Below are 20,346 nucleotides of genomic sequence, written 5' to 3'. Positions count from 1 at the left end.
AAAGAACACTCCAAATGACTAAATAGTTTAAGGAGTGCTATTCTATATAATTACTGCATAAGTTTAAAGTACGATGTTCCAACAAAAAAGGCGACAGTAAAAACTGTCGCCTTTCTATTAAGCTTTCTTAAGTTAGCTTCCTAACTCAGAATTATTCCCAATCTAGGATTACCTTACCTGACATACCAGAGCGCATCATGTCGAAGCCTTTCTGGAAGTCGTCCACTTTGTAGTGGTGAGTAATGATTGGTGTTAGATCTAGGCCAGATTGAATCAATGAAGCCATCTTGTACCAAGTTTCGAACATCTCACGACCGTAGATACCTTTGATAACCAAGCCTTTGAAGATTACTTGGTTCCAGTCTACCGCCATGTCTGATGGTGGAATACCTAATAGAGAGATCTTACCGCCGTGGTTCATGTTAGTCAGCATGCTGTTGAACGCAGATGGGTTACCTGACATTTCTAGGCCGACATCGAAGCCTTCAGTCATGCCAAGATCAGACATTACGTCTTCAAGCTTCTCTTCCATCACGTTTACTGCGCGAGTTACACCCATTTGACGAGCAAGGTCTAGGCGGTATTCGTTTACGTCAGTAATGACAACGTGACGAGCACCAACGTGCTTAGCTACAGCAGCAGCCATGATACCGATTGGACCAGCACCAGTGATCAGCACGTCTTCGCCTACTAGGTCGAAAGAAAGCGCTGTATGTACTGCGTTACCAAACGGGTCAAAGATTGATGCTAGATCGTCAGAGATTTCTGCAGGGATCTTAAATGCGTTGAACGCAGGAATCACAAGGAACTCAGAGAACGCACCAGTGCGGTTTACACCAACACCTGTTGTGTTACGACAAAGGTGAGTACGGCCGCCACGACAGTTACGACAGTGACCACATGTGATGTGACCTTCGCCAGATACACGGTCGCCGATTTCAAAACCACGAACTTCTTGGCCGATGCCAACAACTTCACCCACGTATTCGTGACCTACTACCATTGGTACTGGGATTGTGTTTTGTGACCACTCATCCCAGTTGTAGATATGTACGTCAGTACCACAAATTGCGGTTTTCTTAATACGGATAAGAAGATCATTATGACCCATTTCAGGTTTTTCAACCTCGGTCATCCAGATGCCTTCTTCAGGCTTAAGCTTAGAAAGTGCTTTAATTTTCATAATGTTATCCAGTTCATCTCGCCTAACTGTAAGGCGAGAATCAAAAATCTATATGTTCTATTGGTTGTTGTTCTATCTAATCAAAGGATGCACAAGGCACCCCTTTAAAATTAGATGATAGCCATGTCTTTACCAACTTGGATGAACGCATCAATTGCGCGATCCAATTGCTCACGAGAGTGTGCAGCAGACATTTGCGTACGGATACGAGCTTGACCTTTTGGTACTACAGGGAAAGAGAAGCCTACAACGTAGATGCCTTTCTCTAGTGCGCGCTCTGCGAATTCAGCCGCTACTTTTGCATCACCCAGCATGATTGGGATGATTGCGTGATCAGCACCGCCCATAGTGAAACCAGCTGCTTCCATGCGAGTACGGAAGTGAGCAGAGTTTTCCCATAGTTGAGTACGTAGGTCGCCAGATTCCGCTAGAAGATCTAGAACACGGATAGACGCAGATACGATTGCAGGCGCAACAGAGTTAGAGAATAAGTATGGACGAGAACGCTGACGTAGCCAGTCGATCACTTCTTTCTTACCAGAAGTGTAACCGCCTGAAGCGCCACCCATTGCTTTACCAAGCGTACCTGTGATGATGTCGATACGGTCAACAACGTTGTGGAACTCGTGAGTACCAGCGCCGTTTTCACCCATGAAGCCAACTGCGTGAGAATCATCAACCATCACTAGTGCACCGTACTTGTCAGCAAGGTCACAGATAGCAGGAAGGTTAGCGACTACGCCGTCCATTGAGAACACACCGTCAGTTACGATAAGCGTGTGACGTGCACCCGCTTCTTTAGCTGCGATAAGTTGCTGCTCTAGCTCTTCCATGTTGTTGTTCGAGTAACGGAAGCGCATTGCTTTACATAGACGAACACCATCAATGATAGATGCGTGGTTTAGAGCATCAGAAATGATTGCGTCTTCTTTGCCTAGAATCGTTTCGAATAGGCCAGCGTTTGCATCAAAACAAGATGTGTAAAGAATAGTGTCTTCTTTACCAAGGAACGTAGATAGCTTTTGCTCTAGTTCTTTGTGAGAGTCTTGAGTACCACAGATGAAACGAACAGAAGCCATACCAAAACCGTGTTGATCCATACCGTCTTTAGCAGCTTCGATAAGGTCAGGGTGGTTAGCAAGGCCTAAGTAGTTGTTTGCACAGAAGTTTAGTACTTCTTCACCAGTCGAGATAGAAACCGCTGCTTTTTGAGCAGAAGTGATAATGCGCTCAGACTTGTAAAGACCTTCTTCTTTAACTTCTTCGATTTGAGTTTGAATCTGTTGGTAAAATGCAGAAGACATTGTCTATTCCTTCCTAATTATTATTCAGCAGCATCGCGCGCCGCATTATGTAGGGGATGTAAACGATTTCAATTCGATCATTTACACTGTAAAACTTATACCTCCTATTCTAGTTGAACATCCCCTTTTCGATTATCCCTTTAGTTGGAAAAACATTAATGAATCACAGGCATTAATAATAGTTCATCCCAGTGACACAGGGCACATTAATGCGTCTCACCTGTTCTTTTTAACGTCAAATCCCCCTTCCGTTCGTGTCTAATTTCGCTTTCATATCGAATATCAATTTTTCATCTCAGAACGATATAGTTGTGATTGTCTGCTTGTCCCAGAATGTGCGGCCGTTAAAAGTATGAGAAAGAACGCACATGACCCTATCCGATCACATCATCCAAGAAGCCTTCGAAAACGGCTGGTACACCTGCTTTTATCAGCCAAAGGTTCAGCCGAGTGTCGAGAAAGTGACTGGGGTTGAAGCGCTGTTTCGTTTAGATATTCCAGAAGAAGGGGTTTTCTCTCCAGGTGTGTTTATCGATCGTGCGTTTGCGTTGGGTTATGAAGAAGAGATCTTTTTTAGTGTGCTGGAGCAGTCGTTAACAGAGGTAAAATCGCTTTCTGTTCACTTAAACTTAGCGGTGAACATCAGTAAGAAAGTACTGGCGAATCCAGATAACGTGCAGAAAGTTCGTGAGTTACTTTGGAATGCCTCTTTCAAGGCCGAGCAACTTACTTTTGAACTCAGTGAAAATGATCAATTAGATGAGCAGCTTTGTAAGCAGATAAAGCGCTTTAAGTCTCTGGGAGTCAGAATTTCTATCGACGATTTTGGTATTGGTTACTCAGACATCAATAAGGTGATTAGCCTTAATGTCGATGAAGTGAAGTTCGATAAGTCGATTGTGAATAGTATTGAGCCAGCAAGCTCCGATTTAGTTAAGCGCACTTTGGCGTACTGCAAAGAGTCTGGCATTGAAACCGTTGCGGAAGGCGTTGAAGACACAGATACACGTCGACTGATCCACCAGCTAGGGTTTGATCGCTACCAAGGCTTTTTGTACTCAAAACCTCTACCTTTAACCGACCTAAGGTTGGTCATGTAGAGAACATCTTACAGGCTCGAGCTTAAAACAAACTCGACGCTTTTTTTCTTCTGCTTGAGGTCATGGTAACGGATGTACTTAAAGTAGATATCGTGTTTGTTTTGGATGTTCTGAGAAAAGGGATTTTTCACCACTTTCTTTATATCTGCCTTGAAAAACGGCATACCAAGCTTGCTCATGTAAGGCTCTAAATACAGGTCATACAGGAACTGACACATAGCAGGATCAAGGGTTGGAAACCGAAACTCAGTATTAGACAAATTATCCGCCATGTAATCGAAGATCTTACGACGAATCACAATGCTAACGGCGCCAACACTGCAAAGCATCTTACTTAAGCCGTCATACACCACATGACCAATAATGACTCCCTTGAAAAGAAAACAAAGCACCTGCATATCTTCTTTTTTCACACCCAGATGCTGAGAAACCTCGATAAAATCTTTGCCATAGGTTTTTAGATGCATCCCTTGAATCGACTTAAGCCTTTTCGCTGGAAGCACTCCCATGCTATATGACTCAACGCTAGTCACCTCATAGTCATACCCAATATCAACACTAAATGGACGCTCCACGTTCTTGGTTGCCGCTTTCACCTGTACCATTTCTTCTACTGAAAAGTCATAGTCGACCTGAAAGAAGCTCGCAATACCAAGGCGACGAACAAAACTAGGCAGCGTCTTTGACCTTTCCCACTGACTCACCATTACCTGATTGACACCAAAAAACGCTCGATGAGAATTGGAAAGCAATTCTGCAAATTCTTCCTGCGAAATGGAGATGGATTCACGAAGTCGCTTTAACTCTATTGGGAAATTTTCTTTATTCATCTGTCACTTACCTAGCTTTTTAACTAGTGTAGTTTACTTATCACTACTATGACATGAGGCATCGAACATAACCTCATTTAGTCAGAATCCACTCCAGAATTTGGTTGGTACTTGTAGGCAGATCGCGACAGAGAAATGTTAGATCTCGTAGGCCCAGCACTCTTGTTGTATATCGAGCAGTTCCGACTTGCCGCTCTCTAGCTGATAGAGGTGGAACTGACTTAAAGGGGGAGAATACACGTGCAACGTAATGAGCGGCTCATCGCCAGCCTGTAGATTCGATATCTGATGGATATCATTATCTTTACTAACGGTCACACTGCCCTCTTGGAAATGAGTCGACTGAGAAGCAAAAATATGGCCATTAGCCGCTGTTTCAAACAAGGTTTCCGTTGCTTGCCCATGTAGAACCTTTACGCCACAAGACGTATTCAAATGATCGTGTATTTTACTTCTTTGCCCATTTAGCCAACTCAAAATTAAAACTTCGCAGTGGTCATTTTTGAAAAGCCTTTGTCGGCAGTATGTTTCTTTATCAAAACTCGCCAACGACTTGATCTCTTCTTTACTCAGTTCGATGTTATCCAATATGAACCGAATAGAAGCCAGAGACATGGGTTTATTTGCCAGTTGTATTTGGTCCATAAACTCTTGGAAATTAAGCTCGTAATCGTTATTAATTAACGCGGCTAACGCGGGAGATTGCGTTGGGGTGATATCAGTACGTTGCAAAATACTTACCTCTGACTATGCTTTCGCTCTTCCGAACTCGAAGTTAAAAGTTCTCTTCGAACGATGAAAATATAGCTGATTCGATTCAGCACAAGTTGGGAGGATACTAACACCGTTTAAATGAATTTTAACAAGCAATCACAGGTATTTACATTCATATAACAAAAGCATCTAACAACCAATTTGAAGCAACTGAATCGCCATATTGACTTGAGATCTAAATAACTGAGTAATATGAAATAGGAACAACAAAGGTACGGCTTCCATCACGGCTACTATTGCGCGTATCAATTAATGAAATTGATTCACAAATCAGAAGAGATCAATCACAATCAAGGTTATGGTCACTGTTAAAATTAGTCTAACTGGATACTCATGATTAACCCAAAACTCATCGCCCTACTTCCCGATCTCGCCTCGTTTATCTTAGTTGTGAATGAAGGTAGCTTTACCGCCGCAGCAAAGCAGCTAGGCGTGACACCTTCAGCGTTGAGTAAACTGATCACACGTTTAGAAAAAGCGCTCTCAGTGAAGTTATTTGAACGCACCACTCGTACATTGATCATCACGCAGGCAGGCCAGTTGGTGTACGACCAAAGCGTGGTTATGATTAGTGCCGCGCAACAAGCGGTTGAGCTGTCTACCTCCGACCATACTGAACCTGCCGGCTCTATAACAGTAGCGGCGCCAGAAGCCTTCTTGAACTCCGTACTGCAGCCTTTCGTTGGTCCATTCTTAACTCAGTATCCAGAGATTCAACTCAAGCTAAGGGCGGCTGATGGCGACATCGACATATTACGCCAAGGCATCGACATTGCGTTTCGCCTTACCGACAAACCTGACGAGAGTTTGGTATTGAGAGAGCTCGGGAAAACAAACCTCGTGTTATGTGCGAGCCCCGACTATCTAGATGCCAAAGGAATTCCTAAGCACCCTACCGAGCTTTCTGAGCACGACTGCTTATATCTTGCAGAAACAGATAAAGACCACATTTGGGATTTCCTTAAAGATGATGAGTTTTACACTGTACCCGTCAGCGGACGTTACGCTGTGAACCACTCTCAGATGCGATTGAAAGGCGTTAAAGAAGGGCTTGGTGTGGGTATTTTCCATGACTTCGTGATTCAAGATGCATTAGCTGAAGGTTCTGTAGTGCAAGTACTGGAAGATTGGACCATCAAGAGTAATTACCATGGAGCTATCGCGATGCAGTTTGCTCAAACCAAGTATATGCCCGCCCGATTACGTGTGTTTATTGATTACGCGATGGAACACTTAGGTGACAAACTGGCAGGAGAAATAAACTGATGCTCGAAGGAATACACCACGCCGCCATTATTTGTTCAGACTACGAAGTCTCTAAACGCTTTTATACGGAAGTTTTAAAGCTTGAAGTGCTTGCAGAGAATTATCGTGAAGCGCGCCAGTCGTACAAGCTTGACTTAGCACTGCCTAATGGCGCTCAAATAGAATTATTCAGCTTCCCTAAGGCACCTGAAAGACCAAGCTTTCCTGAAGCTCAAGGGCTGAGACATTTGGCCTTTTGTGTTGATGACGTTCAACATGTCAAAAGCTACTTGGAAGAACAAGGCATTGAAGTCGAACCGATTCGAGTTGATGAATTTACGGGGAAATCATTTACGTTTTTCGCAGACCCGGATGGCCTGCCGTTAGAGCTTTATCAAATCTAGAGCTGTATCAAGTCTAAAGCCTTCCTCACAGAAGAAGCGCTCGCCTGATTAATAAAATGGACCTTCTCAAGTCGAGAAAGTCCGTTTGTGTACCAGTTAACTCAATGCGGTCTTGAATCTCTCAACGCGTGAAAACAGTAACCAATCCAATAGCATTGCAGCCACAATCGTTGCACCCGCGAGTGGAAACAGTACCGAAATAACAACCACAGTCACTAAGCCTGCTTTCCATAAGCCTGCATCACCAAACTTCGGTGGCGTCCCCAGCTTTCTTTGGCCAGAAGGTCTGCGCATCCACCACATTACTCCACCAGTCACCGACACCACAATGAATGCCAAACAGAACAACGCGTTTAGAAGCTTGTTGATGATGCTGATGTCACCTTGGTGCAGAGAAATACCAACGGCTAAAGTTTTGGCGAATAAATTGTAATCTTGCCATGTTACCTCTCCTAGAATGCGTCCTGAATATTGATCGAGGTGAGTCGTGCGATCTCGGGTTGGGTCGATGATGTCGCCTCCCATAGTATTCGCAGCCACGGTGTAAACGCCCGACTCTGAACGCGGGAAATTGACTTTATATTGCGTAAAACCAAGGGATTGAGCTTTTGCTATCACATCATCAATAGAGAAATTACTGGCGGATAACACATGCTGAGAATGATCCTCACCCATCTTGGAGTGATCATGAGATTCAGTCGCCTCTACTGCGTGATGTACGTGTTCGGCGGACTTATCTTGAGATAAAGGCAATGGCGTTTGCTCTAGGTTCCAAGGCATTTCCTCTTCAGAACCGTGATTTAAAGAAGCATGCGTTTCGTTAGACAAAGGAATGTCGTCCCACATCTGAGCAGGAAAAGTACTCCATGCTTGCACTAGCTTACCGCCCCAAAAACCTGTCCATGATAATCCCGAGAGAATAAACAACAGAAGAATGAATGACAGTGTTCCACCGATGTTCGCATGCAAATCACGCATTAATACACGTGTTCCTGAAGCAAATCTAAGCTTAAGAAAACCAGCGTAGCTCGCGTTGTCTCGAGGAAGCCATAAATAGATTCCACTTACTAACAGAAGGATCGACAAGCTGATTGCAACCTCAATGAGGTAATCACCCCAATCGCCAATCAGTAGTGTTCCGTGAATATCATTCGCGAGCTGATAAAGGCTATCGCTACGCGGGATTTCTCCTACCACTTCGCCAGTGTATTGATTCACCGTGGCGAAAACGGACGTTCCGTCTTCAAGTGCTACCGAAAAACGGTTGGCCAGATCAGGCGCTTTACTCGGTACAAATTGTGTCACCGAACCTTGTGGGTATTGATTTTGTACGGCAGCTAATTGTTGTGACACCTTGATCGGTTCGCCCGATACCGCAATTTCAATCGCGTCTTGATGGAAAGCAAGTTCGATTTCATCGTCAAACAGCATCACCAAACCAGTAATACTCAGCATCAACATGAATGGGATAACGAATAGCCCAGCATAGAAGTGCCAACGCCAAGTGAGGAAGTAGAGAGTTTTATTGCGATCTTTCGTTTTTACACTGCTTTTAGACTGCGAATTAGCTTGTGCTTTCGCAGTATTTTGAGATTCATTTCTCAACATTATTATTTCCTTTGACACACGCAAACATACCTTCTGAAAAAACCAGAAAGTAATCTGAGCATGGTTAACTTTACTTAATACTTTATTTTTTTAATTATTTTAGTGGGTTAGATAGAAGCAAAGTCAAAGGGAGGACCACGTGGGGCTTGCCTCGTGTAGCGTTCGCTTAGAGCCAAAAAAGCGTAGCTGTCTGAGACAATAGAACTCAGTCGAGTTGTCAGTAGTGTAGTTGGAAGTTCGTCTTGGTGAAACGTGGAAAAATGGCTAAAGGGACACGGCTTTCCTTTGTGAGTATTCGGTTCGCCTTCTTCAATTTGAACCAGTTCAAAGCCGTTGACCGTACATAACGACGCCCATACTCCCGCACTATTACCATGAGCATTGATAACAGGCATTAATGTTACTAGCACCCAGCTTAATGCAGTGGCAAGTAACATGGAGAAGTTGAACGAGGTTCGGCGCATTATTCCTAATCTTTATAAATTTCCCTTATTATGAGGCACTTGTTATATAGGTAAACGTAAAGATTAACATCAGGTTAAAAAATTGAAGCTAACGCACACTCTTTTTAGTTAAAAACTGGTTACAACGAAAGAGCCAAGAAAATGTGACGAAACTCTACTCAGCAAACTGTTTATAACAAAGACAATAAAAAACGCCGCCTTACAACTTCTTTATAAGAAGAATGTAAGGCGGCGTTTTAGAAATCGAATCTTGAGATTTTGCTCTTTGTTACGTATCTAGCAAACGCTCTTGATTAACGAATTAACCGAATATCTTGCTCCAAATGCTTGGATTACGCTTCTCGTGATACTCTTCACGAAGGCCGTCGATAGTACGAAGCTCTTGCTGTGCTGATTCAAATTCACCCTGGTCTAGCTTCTGCTCAATGCTATCAATTGATGCGCTGATCTTTTTGAAACCTTCCATGAAGTGTTCTTCTTTCTCAATTGGGTAAACACCCGTTTTGAGCTCAGCAACTAGCGTGTCAATACGTACGATAGGCTTTTGCATCTCTTCAATGTTTTGAGCTTCTGCCGCTTGTTTGAATGCAAGCTTCATTTCTTGCATGTTTTTCTTAAGGTCAATATTAGCAAAAGCGTTGCCAGACAATAGCGAAGCAGCGATTAAGCCAGATAACAGGATTGAGCGAGTTTTCATTGTTTCTCCAGGTGAAGCGATGTCTTTGAAGGTAGCGCCATCGTTATTGCGGCACTTCGACTTTATTATTTTCGGCTAGTGTATACAAAAATCCGTCGGGCACAAAAATTGATTGTGTCGAAATGCAAACTGGCGAGCTAATCAATTACTAAAACGTAAAAAGTACCGGGCAGTCTATTACTCAAATGCCGAAAACTCGACGATAGATTGGCGACCGCGCAATAACAAAAAGGCTAGGAATTGCTGTGGCGAATGGGTAATCACCTTACTCGAATCTACGCCCACCTCATCAAGTAATGAAGACACGAGATCCAAACCGCCCACATCTACACAGAAATGCGCATCGCTACCGGTAGTAATAAACGCACCTTTCGCTTTAGCAATTCTTGCGATCTCGTAACAACGGTCAACGCTGCCAACACGGCTATTGCCTTTAAGCGTGGTGTTATTAATTTCGATTGCTACGTTATGTTCTGCCGCGCATTGAATCACAGCTTCAAAATCGAAATCAAAATTAGGATTTCCTAAGTGACCAAGTGCATCAATACGACCACCTTTAATCACATTCAGGAGCGCTTCTGTATGGGTAGCAACATCCGATGGGCGAAAAACAGGCTCATGAAAACTGGCAATCACCCAATCTAAGTTCTTATCGACACTCGGATGAATATCAATTTCGCCCTGTGTATTCATGATGTTCGACTCAACACCACGGATGATGGCAACGTCTTCAATAAAACGAGGAAGCACACGCTGATTGCTGAAGAACCAATAATGTGGCGCGCCCGGCATAGACTCGGAATGGTCGGTAGTACAAAACATAGCTAAACCGTTTTGCTTCGCCGATTTCGCGTTTTCGATCAGCGTGCTGTAAGCATGACCACTTGCGTATGTGTGGGTGTGGGTGTCTACTTTAAGTTCCATAAATCAATGCCTTAATCGCTTGGTCTAGTCAATCAATTTTAAGTTCGGTTAGCCTAATACAGCTTCTTCAAAAAATGCCCAACAGACACCTGCTTAATGTGATGCTGAGTGATTTGAAATTATATACTGTTCATCATTCAGTATTGTTAAAATTAATTCAATCGACAATAACCTGATTTCTCCCGCTATTCTTTGCTTTGTAAAGGCGCTTATCAGCAAGCATAAACAGATCATTTGGCGATGTGCTTTTCGTCGGAACGCATTCCGCTGCACCTAGGCTCATCGTTACATGAGAAGCAATAGGTGAGGAACGATGAGGAATCGGCTGACTGTGCAAAACCGTTAAGAATGAATTAAGACGAGCTCTGCTTTGCTCTATAGATGAGTTTGGCAATATAATGGCAAATTCCTCGCCTCCTATGCGAGCAGCAAGGTCTGACGGACGATTGAAAATTTGCTTCCATAACTTTGCGACTTGTTTAAGGCAAACATCTCCTTGATGGTGGCCATACGCATCATTATATTGCTTGAAAAAATCAATATCACCGATCACCAAGGTTAAAGTTTGCCCTTCGCGTTCACATCTAGCCCATTCAGACTCAAACGTTTGATTAAATTTACGTCTATTGGAGAGTGAGGTTAGCTCATCAAAAAGTGCAATCTTTGTGAGATCTTGTTTTTCTCTCTGCAACTGCTCATCACGCAACTCATATTGATACAATGTTGCCAGCAACTCTTTTCTAGGAGCTTTAGTCAAATCCTTTATGGATAGTGGCGAACTAACAAACTTGGCAAAATCCCCCCTAAACAAAAAGTAGAAGATCAGCATTGGCACACTATAGCAGGCCGCAATCAACAACTTACCCAGTATATTTCCGAATATGATAGGAACGATTTGCGGGCTTAGGCCAAAAGCTAAAAGAGGAAACACTGCTCCATCCAAACAAAGGATAAAAACAAATGCTAGCGTGTAGATGAATGCCAACGCTGGTAAGTTGGAAAGGAACTTACTCACTTGTGTAAAAATAAACATCAATAACAATATTTCGAGGAGAATCAAAAACCCTCCAAGAACAAGAACTTTCAACGACACGTCAAAGATACTGAAAGGGATTGCAAAAGGGTTCAACACATATTCCGATTCCAGCAACCAAGCCATAAAGTTAAAACCAACAAAGGCAATCAAATCCACAACCACTACTAACCGAAACATGTGTTTAAAAGTGCTAAAATCTCGCTCAATAATAATGAGCATTATAGTGCTCATCATGAATGCACCGTAAGCAATATTTCCGCCTGAAATACTTAAAGCTTCGGATAAAGGAAAGGAATAAACGGCACCAGCAAGCCCTCCCACTAAAAGCACAATACTAAGATAGTTATAAAATGCAGCTGTACGCACACGGTTTTTTAACGTAGCAAAATACAATGGGAAAATTGAGTATATTCCTACATTGAGAATATATGCTTCTAACGTCATTACTGTCCCTTCTAGGCTCAACACATACAGCACCTAGATATTTTATAGATGTGCAAAATAATTGATAATATTAACATAATAACGATCGATTAATAAAACACCCAGAATGCTTGTTTTTCTAATCAGGAATATTAATAACACTAGATATGTATTGCCTACATCGAGCCTGTCCAGCATCTCGGAGCAACCCTACCAACCACATGTGACCATCAGCACTTAAAGATAAGGCTTTATTCTCATTACACTTAGTTATCGGAAGCACGGCTTAGTCGTACCGCCGCCTTAATTGCACCAATTTTTTGCAACCTACCCAAGTTCGTCAATACTTATACCAGTTAACAAGCTGGAGTGTTTGATGAGACGAAGACGATATCCGCTGAGTATCCACATCACTAGCCTTTTCCTAATTTTGACAACACTTGTTGGTGCCGTACTTATCTCAATAAGCTATCGCCATTCACAAGAGTTGTTGTTAGGGACAGTGCGCGAAATCAGTAATGAACATCGCGATAAACTGGAATCGGTATTTAAGCAAGCCATCGCCCCTGTTATCACAACCTTGAATGTGATGGCTGTGAGCCCGTTTGTTTCTCATCAAACTTCGTCTACTGAACAGGAATCTTGGATTGCCTCGATAGACATCATATTCAAACAAAATACCAATTTAGTCGCGCTGTTTTACGGGTCTAATGATGGAGAGTTTAGGATTTTCCGCCCACTGAGCACCAACAAGCAAAGACTTGAAAACAACGCACCAGCCAAAGCCACGATGATGGTCAGCACGATCAACCTAAAGGGAGAAAACCTTATCTCTTACCTTGATGGCGCACATAAGGTATTGAGCATTGTGCAACAAGAGAGTGAGTTTAACCCTACCACCCGACCTTGGTTCCGCAACGCTAAACCCGATGGAACAATCAAACTCTCTGAGCCTTATCTGTTTTACTTTCTTAAAAAGAACGGCATCACCCTTTCAAGGCGAACTTATGAGGGTAATCATGTGGTTGGCGCTGATTTCACTTTGGACTCTTTGTCCTCTCAAATAAGCCAACTCGCCTATTCACCACAGAGTCGCTTGGCTTTGTTTGACCAACATTTCAACCTGCTAGGCCAACACCAACTCGACCTAGAGATACCCAACCTAAAGCCCATAGGTGATAACAACCGCACCAACAGCAACGTAGGGGACAATAAAAGATCCGGTAGCGAGCAAAGCCAGCAACTATTCAACATCCCTAAACGTGCTCAAATGGCGGCCTTAAAGTCGTCTGTTCTAGCCCCTCTTATTTCTGATGAAGAGAAATTCAACCTCAACCTAAAGAACATTGAGTACAACCTAAATACTTGGGCATTAACATTAACGCCCGTGGAGTTGACCCAAGACGTCACCCTTTATTTGGCCGAAGCGACACCACACAATGATCTGCTTTCTGATCTTATCTCGATGCGTGATAAGCAAGTTGCCGTCGCGATTGGTATGTTGTTTATCTGTTTCGGTATCGTGTGGTTGGTTGCCAATCGCCTTTCTCAGCCTCTCAATACACTCATGCAGCTTACTGACAACATTGCTCGATTTGATTTCAGACGAACCCATTACCCCAAGAGCATGATCAAAGAAGTGGCCAACCTCGCCCATTCCATTGAGCTGATGGAGCACACACTTCATGATCTGATTAATTTACTTAGAGACACAGCAGGTAATCAGGAGTTTTCGAGATTAGCCAAGAACATAGCCCATCAAAGCTACCTAATTACCAAAGCTGAAACCATCGTGCTATTTACTCAGTCCGAAGAAAAGGATGTGTTTGATACGGCAGCCAACCTCGCCATTATTCCCTTCAAGGCCGACATCAATGACTTCATCAAGCATACCCCTTGGTTGTTGTGTCAGCTTAAATCTGGCGAGACCATTCACCTCAACCGAGAGGATAATGTTCTTAACTATTATCAAGATTCTATCTTCAATTCAGATCTGTACCTTTTTCCTCTATTGAATCGCGAGAAGTTGTTGGTGGGCATTGTTGTGATTGGCTATGAAAGACCGATCACCAAGATACAGGCAGATAAACACGCCTTTTTAAGAGAGCTGTTGAGCTTTGCCGAAATCGCCAAAGACAACATCGACCAAATGCAGCAGCAGAAAGACATGCTCAATGCCTTCATAGAATTGATTGCCTCTGCGATTGATACCAAATCGCCTTACACAGGCGGGTATTGCCAACGCGTCCCAGAGCTCACCAAATGGTTAACCCAAGCCACCATAGACGATGACCGTTACTACCCTCATTTCTCGCTCGATAACAAACAATGGGAAGAACTGATGTTAGCCGCTTGGTTGCACGATTGTGGCAAAGTGACCACGCCGGAATATGTGGTAGATAAGGCAACAAAATTGGAAACGATATATGACCGAATACACGAAGTTCGCATGCGATTTGAGTTACTCAAACAACAAGCAGAAACCGATTATTGGAAAGCCATTGCGAACGGTGCGCTCCAAGAAGAACAACTTAAAATACTCGAGCAAAGTGTGTCTGAATTGGATGAGGAATTTGCCTTCGTTGCCGACTGTAATCTTGGCGGGGAGTCGATGACGGACGAGCAACTCGAACGCTTAGACCGAATAGCCATGCGCCAATGGAAACGAACACTCGACGATCAGCTAGGGTTATCTTGGTCTGAAAAAGAGAGATTCAATCCACAACAAGACACGACAGAGAAGAGTAAAGCTGAGCCAGTAAGAAAAGACCCAACATTTCCGGTGATGGAACCACTACTTGCTGATAAACCCGAACATAAAATACCGTGGGATAATGGCTTTAACCCAGCTGATGTGTGGCAAGAAGCGTTTGTACTCAAGCCCGGTGAAGTAAAATACAACCAAGGCGAGTTGCACAATTTGAAAGTGCGTCGTGGCACCTTAAACGACGAAGAACGCTTCATGATCAACGACCATATCATTCAAACCTTCACCATGCTCAATAAGCTCCCTTACCCGTCTTATCTCAAGAACATTCCGGATATTGCCAGCGGACATCACGAGCGTATTGATGGTAAGGGCTACCCGAGAGGCTTAAATGAAGACCAATTGCCTCTGCCTTCTAGAGCGATGGCGATCGCTGATGTATTTGAAGCGCTCACCTCCAGTGACCGCCCTTATAAGAAAGGCAAACTCCTAAGCGAATCACTCAATATCATGACCGACATGGCCACCAGCGGTCATATCGACCCCAAACTGTATTTGCTGTTTTTAGAAAACAAAATCTATGACAAATACGCTAAACGATTCCTTGAAGCTAACCAACGCTGCGAGATTGATCAGAGCAAACATATCGAACGAGTAAAAGAGTACATACGTTCATTGTTTTAGGTTTTAGGTTTTAGGTTGCAGTCTGTAGCCTTTAGTCTTTAGTCTTTAGTCTTTAGTCTTTAGCCTCAATGTTTAGCTTTTAGCGGCAGACTCCAACACCGCAGCATCCGCTACAGTCGCTACAGCCACAGCGGCTCGCGGTGTTTGCTTAGTTTTTACTTTGCTATGTCTTTTAGCCAATAGAGTATTGGTTATGCTCGCCACGACTATCAAATTGATGCCGATTAACTGCTGAGTAGAAAACACATCATCAAAGAACAAGCTCTGCCATAACGCACTAAATAGCATGTTAGTAAAAATTAAGGGAGCCAATTGAGAACCGCTGTCTGCCAACTTGTACGCTTTCGAGCGGAAGATTTGCGTGTTAATAGTAAATAGAGCTAATCCAAAAGCGCCAAGTCCAATCCAACGCAACTCATCAAAAGATAGCAGAGCCGATAAGGTTCCATTGTCCGCTGCACTCTCAAGTACATCAGGAGCAGCCGATACTGAAGTAAACACAACCATTGGTATCACAATGATTGCCGCGACCAAGAACGTCCACGCGTTAAGTTCTGCGGGTGTCAGGCTTGTCTTAGAGGCTCGGTACAAGCTCACCTGTGAGCCAGAATTAAACATGCCCGCCAATAACCCTAGCAATAGTGCTGGCCTAAAGAACTCTGAGCCAAACTCGAACTGCGACCAATCCCCTGCCATCATCACGACACCGACAAAGGTAATCGCTAAACAAGCGATGGTCGTTGTATGAATTTTGGTTCCAAACATTAACTTTTCTAACAACGGAATAAACAGCGGGCCCGTGCTGAATAACACCACACCTTCAACCAACGTTAAGGTTTGTAGTGAAGTAAGAAAACACCACTGACATGCCACCATAAAGATCGCACGCATCACCAAAGGCTTCCACATATCAAGTGAAGGTTTCGTGATCTTGTAAAACATCAAGAATAGGAATAAAAACAGACTGGGTAAGAAAAAACGCACAAAACTCAATAACGAAATGGGCATCGTTTCAGACAGATACTTAGCCATTAAGCCACTTAAAGACAAACTGAACGTCGACAACAACATGAAAGTCGTCGCCTTGGTAATATCAGACATAATTATCACCTCCTATGACACCTATTTTAGAGGCGTGACGTGATTAAAAATAGCGAGTAATATTAACCATAACTGTAAGGAAAACTTACCAATGAAAAAACTCGTTCCGCTTAAATCCGTTTATGCGTTCATCGCTGTGGCTGAAACTGGCAGCATGACCGACGCCGCTCGTGTGTTGTACGTCAGTCACTCTGCGGTAAGCCAAGCTATCAAATCATTGGAGCAACTGGTCAATAAACCGTTATTCCAACGTGTCGGCCGTCGAGTTGTGCTCAATGCCGCCGGTAAGCGATATTATCGTAAAGTCGCGCCAGCACTGGAACAGGTGATAGAAGCGACAGAAGAGCTTGCCAGAACGCCTAACGATCACCGCATTACTCTCAACATGGTCAATTCACTCGCGATGCACTGGTGGATCCCTCGAGTGCCTGACTTTCAAGCCTTTGCTCCTTCTCTTGATATCCGTATTTCCACGTTAACCGGCCCTTTTGATATAGAGCAGGAAGGTGTCGATATTGCCCTTGTCCATGGCAAACCGAACGAGTGGGACAGATATTACAGCGAAAAGCTCGGTGACGATGATCTGGTATTGGTGTGCAGCCCTACACTATTGAAAAACCAAGTGGGGTTAAGCGTTGAACAACTTGTGAAACAAAACCCAACCATTGGTGCGTTTAACCCAAGACGACAACATGATTGGCAGGTGTGGTGTGATCATTACCAAATACCAATGCCGACGTTCCACAGTAACTTGACGTTCGATGTATCCATTCAAGCCGTGCAAGCTGCAATTCGTTCACTTGGTGTATTAGTCACTCACCGCTTGTTTGTGAAAGATGACATCAGCCATGGCATGTTGGTCGAAATTAGTGAACCTGTGGCTAACCCCCATCAAGATTTCTACTTCGTTTGCCCAAAAAACAAATTAAAACAAGAAAGTGTGCTAAAACTGAGAACATGGTTGAGGCATGAATTCACACGCTCAGAGACAAAGCTCAGCTAGTAACCAATCATCTAACTTACAGAGGCCACTATGATTATTACCACCACACAATCTGTCGAAGGCAAACGCATTGTCGACTACAAAGGGGTTATTGCCGGAGAAGCCATACTAGGGGTTAACGTTTTCAAAGATATGTTCTCAGGTATTCGAGATTTCGTCGGTGGACGTTCTGGAACTTATGAAAAGGAACTGGAGAAAGCACGTAACTTCGCATTCAAAGAGCTGGAACAGAAAGCAATTGAAGCCGGTGCAAACGCGGTGGTTGGCGTCGATATTGATTACGAAGTATTAGGGACGGGTAATGGCATGTTGATGGTTTCAGCCAGTGGCACAGCTGTCGTTGTCGCTTAATCCAATCTGCAATTATTTATAAACACTTGTTCCAACCTTCAGTTTTTCATCACCAGAAGGTTGGAATAATATAATCCGAGACTGAGCTTGATTTAAATCGTTGTGCCTTGTTGCTCAGAGATGACGTCATCAAAAGACGCAATTCGAGCAAGGAATGCATCCTTGTCTTTCGGCAATATAGAACTGGCCAAAGGTAGGTCAGCCTTCATCGCGTCGACCGCTTTTCCGCGTACTAACACTTCAAAATGTAGGTGAGGCCCAGTTAAACGGCCTGTTGCACCAGATAGCGCTATCTTCTGACCGCGCTTAACCTGTTGCCCTTTCTTCACCAAGAAACGACTCAGGTGCAAATAACGAGTTGTGTAAACACTGTTATGCTCAATCACTAGATACTTTCCTGCGTAAGGGTGGTCACGAAGCGCCACAACCCTTCCGTCTCCGGTTGAATAAATCGGTGAACCCACAGGCGTTGCGAAATCAGTGCCATTATGTGGTGATATTCTTCCTGTCACTGGGTGCTTGCGGAACGGATTGAATGGCGAAGTAATTCTTCGGAATTGTTTATCTATCGGGTATCGATTAAAAGCTTGCTCAAGGCTATTACCTTCTCGGTCATAGAAACGTCCATCCGGAGCAAGAAAAGCCGCCACTTCCCTATTTCGTAATTTGATGGAGATCCCTTGCACTTCAGTTTTACCCGTTAAGTGATCTTCCGTGTATTGCTCTTTAACCAACACATTGAAGCTGTCGCCAGCTCTGAGCTCTTTGGAGAAGTTAATCTTACCTTTCAGCGTTCGAGTGATATTGGCTATCTGTGCAGTCGTTAACCCCGCTCGATGAGCCGACATCGAAAAGCTTCCCGTCACGCCACCTGCGTACAGTTTTTCTTTCCATTCCCCGGGGGTTTCAATGAATTGATAACTGAACGTGCCGTCATCGTTTTTTGTATAAACAGCCTGCTCAACTAAGCTTTCGTGGAAGATCAACTCAACGAGCTGCTTCGTTTCACTGTCCAAAAGCAGCTCTAGGTGGTCGCCAGGTTTGATGGTATCCAATTTTAACGACTCAAGATCCGCTTCCAACACCTTATGAACGGTTCCATAAGGGAGTTGCCATGATGAAAATACGTTACTAAGCGTATCACCAACCTTTACGAAGTAATGGATTTTAACCAATGAACTTGGCTTAACTTGTGGTTCAGCGCTTTCCTCATCAGAAATCTGAGAGTTTTGATAAGGTGTTATTTGAATTGAGATATCTTTTGCAGGCTCAGGTTGAAAAGAGAGCAAAGCAGCAAGTGAAAATGCGCTGATCGCAGTAATGATCAGGCCAGTGCGAAGGAACTTCATAAAAATACTTAACGGTTATAACAATGAACTTTTCGCATGTTATAACATAACAATAGGCTTAATAAAACAAGCGAAATGTTAGAAACCGTTCCGTAAAATGGTGAAAAGTATGGTGAGTGTGCAAAGCTCACCATGTCATAAAATGACTACTCTTCACATAGAGCTTCAAAGCGGTCTAAACCTCTCAGCATCTCAAAGTCAGGCTCTTCTGCCAGAAGTTCTCTCATTGAGCCACTGGCCTCAATAGAACGCTCTAAGTCGTCTATTGCCTGACCTTCTGCACCTAACCTTGCGTAGGCACAAGCACGTTGGTACAAAGCATGTGCATTCTGGTCATCCACTTCTAATACACGGTTACATAAGCTCATTGCCCAATGGTATTCTTGCATGTCCATTGCCGCATCGGCTTTATAAGTCAGCGCTTCTAAATCCCCCGGACGAACTTTTAAGATCTCATCGTAAATCTCAATTTTCTGCTCAGCGGTCTGCGCGTTTTGTGCTCTGAGCCATAAATTGTGAATCTCATTGATGATCTCAATCTCTCGGTTGTTTTCAGAGATGATTCGAGTTTTCCTTTTAAGATCCCTTTCAAGTACATTAAATTTCTTTTCGTACTCTTGAGCGATAGAATTCAATCTCTGGTCTGCCATCTCTTTAGTTGTGTGCTTAAGCTCTTTCAGTGATTGCCACCCGACCAATGCGATAAGTGAAGCGACGCCCGCAATAATGTAGAAGAAATAAGTCACTGTAACGTTGGCGTAATTCAACGATTTATCTGCGACAGAGAGTTCACGATCGGTCATTTGGATCGTTAAACGCCTTTCGAGATCTTGTTGCTCCATGCGCAATTGCTTCAACTCATCCAAGATATAACGTTCCATCAATGGTCTATCCAAATACTCTTGATCTGAGTACTTAACCTCTTCGTTTGCAAAACTCATGGTCGTGAACATTGAGATAACTGCAATCAATAAGATTCGAAGCATTATACATTCCTTATATATTTAGCTTTAAACTAACTGTATCTCGTTATAGGCATACAAGCTAGGAAGTCGGCAAGTTTGCCGTGTCTGTATTGGAATTAACACTCTAAAACATCATTGATAATTATAAAACACCTGAAGCAACATCATTAATTTATAATTAAGGAGAATACGGC

18 protein-coding genes are annotated in these 20,346 nt (G+C 43.4%); 6 read left to right on the top strand and 12 right to left on the bottom strand.

The window, feature by feature from the left end; all coding sequences use genetic code 11:
* Positions 1 to 151 precede the first annotated feature (151 nt).
* Entirely contained in the window at positions 152 to 1,183 is a 1,032-nt protein-coding gene (gene tdh / locus IHV80_RS19670) for an L-threonine 3-dehydrogenase (protein ID WP_009845596.1), read from the bottom strand.
* 110 nt (positions 1,184 to 1,293) lie between these two features.
* Positions 1,294 to 2,487 (bottom strand): glycine C-acetyltransferase, encoded by a 1,194-nt coding sequence (locus tag IHV80_RS19665; RefSeq protein WP_017094962.1) that lies wholly within the window; start codon positions 2,485 to 2,487, stop codon positions 1,294 to 1,296.
* Positions 2,488 to 2,855: 368 nt separating this feature from the next.
* On the opposite strand from IHV80_RS19665, the gene IHV80_RS19660 reads away from it, so the two are divergent.
* Positions 2,856 to 3,587 (top strand): EAL domain-containing protein, encoded by a 732-nt coding sequence (locus IHV80_RS19660; protein WP_192891975.1) that lies wholly within the window; start codon positions 2,856 to 2,858, stop codon positions 3,585 to 3,587.
* Between the two features lie 8 nt (positions 3,588 to 3,595).
* On the opposite strand, the gene IHV80_RS19655 is transcribed toward IHV80_RS19660, so the two are convergent.
* Together IHV80_RS19655 and IHV80_RS19650 are read right to left on the bottom strand one after the other, a co-directional pair.
* The gene (locus IHV80_RS19655; protein ID WP_192891974.1) at positions 3,596 to 4,417 is read right to left on the bottom strand and encodes a helix-turn-helix domain-containing protein; all 822 of its coding nucleotides are present in this window, start codon (positions 4,415 to 4,417) and stop codon (positions 3,596 to 3,598) included.
* 138 nt (positions 4,418 to 4,555) lie between these two features.
* The gene (locus IHV80_RS19650) at positions 4,556 to 5,149 is read right to left on the bottom strand and encodes a cysteine dioxygenase (protein ID WP_017079740.1); all 594 of its coding nucleotides are present in this window, start codon (positions 5,147 to 5,149) and stop codon (positions 4,556 to 4,558) included.
* Between the two features lie 375 nt (positions 5,150 to 5,524).
* Here IHV80_RS19650 and IHV80_RS19645 point away from each other — a divergent pair, with 375 nt between their 5' ends.
* Both IHV80_RS19645 and gloA2 read left to right on the top strand, forming a co-directional pair.
* Positions 5,525 to 6,457, top strand: coding sequence for a LysR family transcriptional regulator (locus IHV80_RS19645; RefSeq protein ID WP_192891973.1), 933 nt, complete (start codon positions 5,525 to 5,527; stop codon positions 6,455 to 6,457).
* Complete coding sequence (gloA2, locus tag IHV80_RS19640; protein WP_192891972.1) at positions 6,457 to 6,840, top strand: SMU1112c/YaeR family gloxylase I-like metalloprotein; 384 nt, start codon at positions 6,457 to 6,459, stop codon at positions 6,838 to 6,840. The genes IHV80_RS19645 and gloA2 overlap by 1 nt, the downstream gene beginning before the upstream one ends.
* Positions 6,841 to 6,936: 96 nt before the next feature.
* On the opposite strand, the gene IHV80_RS19635 is transcribed toward gloA2, so the two are convergent.
* The 5 genes from IHV80_RS19635 to IHV80_RS19615 all read right to left on the bottom strand — a co-directional run bounded on the left by IHV80_RS19635 (position 6,937) and on the right by IHV80_RS19615 (position 12,013).
* Positions 6,937 to 8,448: a PepSY-associated TM helix domain-containing protein gene (locus IHV80_RS19635; protein WP_192891971.1), complete on the bottom strand. Its 1,512-nt coding sequence runs from the start codon at positions 8,446 to 8,448 to the stop codon at positions 6,937 to 6,939.
* 107 nt (positions 8,449 to 8,555) lie between these two features.
* Positions 8,556 to 8,912, bottom strand: a complete 357-nt coding sequence (locus IHV80_RS19630) for a hypothetical protein (protein ID WP_192891970.1) — start codon at positions 8,910 to 8,912, stop codon at positions 8,556 to 8,558.
* 301 nt (positions 8,913 to 9,213) lie between these two features.
* Positions 9,214 to 9,609, bottom strand: coding sequence for a cytochrome b562 (locus IHV80_RS19625; protein ID WP_192891969.1), 396 nt, complete (start codon positions 9,607 to 9,609; stop codon positions 9,214 to 9,216).
* A 177-nt stretch (positions 9,610 to 9,786) separates the two neighbouring features.
* Complete coding sequence (locus IHV80_RS19620; RefSeq protein WP_192891968.1) at positions 9,787 to 10,533, bottom strand: phosphatase; 747 nt, start codon at positions 10,531 to 10,533, stop codon at positions 9,787 to 9,789.
* A 157-nt stretch (positions 10,534 to 10,690) separates the two neighbouring features.
* Positions 10,691 to 12,013 carry a GGDEF domain-containing protein gene (locus tag IHV80_RS19615; RefSeq protein WP_192891967.1) on the bottom strand — a complete coding sequence of 441 codons (1,323 nt, stop codon included), beginning with the start codon at positions 12,011 to 12,013 and terminating at the stop codon, positions 10,691 to 10,693.
* A gap of 355 nt (positions 12,014 to 12,368) precedes the next feature.
* On the opposite strand from IHV80_RS19615, the gene IHV80_RS19610 reads away from it, so the two are divergent.
* Complete coding sequence (locus tag IHV80_RS19610) at positions 12,369 to 15,383, top strand: HD domain-containing phosphohydrolase (RefSeq protein WP_192891966.1); 3,015 nt, start codon at positions 12,369 to 12,371, stop codon at positions 15,381 to 15,383.
* 72 nt (positions 15,384 to 15,455) lie between these two features.
* Here the strand turns inward: IHV80_RS19610 and IHV80_RS19605 are convergent, their stop codons facing one another.
* Positions 15,456 to 16,484: a DMT family transporter gene (locus tag IHV80_RS19605; protein ID WP_192891965.1), complete on the bottom strand. Its 1,029-nt coding sequence runs from the start codon at positions 16,482 to 16,484 to the stop codon at positions 15,456 to 15,458.
* 91 nt (positions 16,485 to 16,575) lie between these two features.
* On the opposite strand from IHV80_RS19605, the gene IHV80_RS19600 reads away from it, so the two are divergent.
* Positions 16,576 to 17,487 (top strand): LysR substrate-binding domain-containing protein, encoded by a 912-nt coding sequence (locus tag IHV80_RS19600; protein ID WP_192891964.1) that lies wholly within the window; start codon positions 16,576 to 16,578, stop codon positions 17,485 to 17,487.
* Between the two features lie 30 nt (positions 17,488 to 17,517).
* Positions 17,518 to 17,838 carry a heavy metal-binding domain-containing protein gene (locus IHV80_RS19595; protein ID WP_192891963.1) on the top strand — a complete coding sequence of 107 codons (321 nt, stop codon included), beginning with the start codon at positions 17,518 to 17,520 and terminating at the stop codon, positions 17,836 to 17,838.
* Positions 17,839 to 17,930: 92 nt separating this feature from the next.
* On the opposite strand, the gene IHV80_RS19590 is transcribed toward IHV80_RS19595, so the two are convergent.
* Both IHV80_RS19590 and IHV80_RS19585 read right to left on the bottom strand, forming a co-directional pair.
* A complete protein-coding gene (locus tag IHV80_RS19590) occupies positions 17,931 to 19,187 on the bottom strand; it encodes a peptidoglycan DD-metalloendopeptidase family protein (RefSeq protein ID WP_192891962.1) in 1,257 nt (418 codons plus the stop codon).
* 146 nt (positions 19,188 to 19,333) lie between these two features.
* Positions 19,334 to 20,173 (bottom strand): tetratricopeptide repeat protein, encoded by an 840-nt coding sequence (locus IHV80_RS19585; protein WP_102277445.1) that lies wholly within the window; start codon positions 20,171 to 20,173, stop codon positions 19,334 to 19,336.
* Positions 20,174 to 20,346 lie beyond the last annotated feature (173 nt).

The sequence above is a fragment of the Vibrio bathopelagicus genome, from assembly GCF_014879975.1.
Taxonomy (GTDB): Bacteria; Pseudomonadota; Gammaproteobacteria; order Enterobacterales; family Vibrionaceae; genus Vibrio; species Vibrio bathopelagicus.
This window is presented reverse-complemented; position numbering and strand designations above follow the sequence as displayed.

Excerpts from the sequence above, each read along its gene's own strand:
- IHV80_RS19595 (WP_192891963.1), top strand. The coding sequence starts at position 17,518 with ATGATTATTACCACCACACAATCTGTCGAAGGCAAACGCATTGTCGAC.
- tdh (WP_009845596.1), bottom strand. The coding sequence starts at position 1,183 with ATGAAAATTAAAGCACTTTCTAAGCTTAAGCCTGAAGAAGGCATCTGG.
- IHV80_RS19660 (WP_192891975.1), top strand. The coding sequence starts at position 2,856 with ATGACCCTATCCGATCACATCATCCAAGAAGCCTTCGAAAACGGCTGG.
- IHV80_RS19645 (WP_192891973.1), top strand. The coding sequence starts at position 5,525 with ATGATTAACCCAAAACTCATCGCCCTACTTCCCGATCTCGCCTCGTTT.
- gloA2 (WP_192891972.1), top strand. The coding sequence starts at position 6,457 with ATGCTCGAAGGAATACACCACGCCGCCATTATTTGTTCAGACTACGAA.
- IHV80_RS19625 (WP_192891969.1), bottom strand. The coding sequence starts at position 9,609 with ATGAAAACTCGCTCAATCCTGTTATCTGGCTTAATCGCTGCTTCGCTA.
- IHV80_RS19630 (WP_192891970.1), bottom strand. The coding sequence starts at position 8,912 with ATGCGCCGAACCTCGTTCAACTTCTCCATGTTACTTGCCACTGCATTA.
- IHV80_RS19615 (WP_192891967.1), bottom strand. The coding sequence starts at position 12,013 with ATGACGTTAGAAGCATATATTCTCAATGTAGGAATATACTCAATTTTC.
- IHV80_RS19655 (WP_192891974.1), bottom strand. The coding sequence starts at position 4,417 with ATGAATAAAGAAAATTTCCCAATAGAGTTAAAGCGACTTCGTGAATCC.
- IHV80_RS19635 (WP_192891971.1), bottom strand. The coding sequence starts at position 8,448 with ATGTTGAGAAATGAATCTCAAAATACTGCGAAAGCACAAGCTAATTCG.
- IHV80_RS19590 (WP_192891962.1), bottom strand. The coding sequence starts at position 19,187 with ATGAAGTTCCTTCGCACTGGCCTGATCATTACTGCGATCAGCGCATTT.
- IHV80_RS19600 (WP_192891964.1), top strand. The coding sequence starts at position 16,576 with ATGAAAAAACTCGTTCCGCTTAAATCCGTTTATGCGTTCATCGCTGTG.
- IHV80_RS19610 (WP_192891966.1), top strand. The coding sequence starts at position 12,369 with ATGAGACGAAGACGATATCCGCTGAGTATCCACATCACTAGCCTTTTC.
- IHV80_RS19585 (WP_102277445.1), bottom strand. The coding sequence starts at position 20,173 with ATGCTTCGAATCTTATTGATTGCAGTTATCTCAATGTTCACGACCATG.
- IHV80_RS19620 (WP_192891968.1), bottom strand. The coding sequence starts at position 10,533 with ATGGAACTTAAAGTAGACACCCACACCCACACATACGCAAGTGGTCAT.
- IHV80_RS19605 (WP_192891965.1), bottom strand. The coding sequence starts at position 16,484 with ATGTCTGATATTACCAAGGCGACGACTTTCATGTTGTTGTCGACGTTC.
- IHV80_RS19665 (WP_017094962.1), bottom strand. The coding sequence starts at position 2,487 with ATGTCTTCTGCATTTTACCAACAGATTCAAACTCAAATCGAAGAAGTT.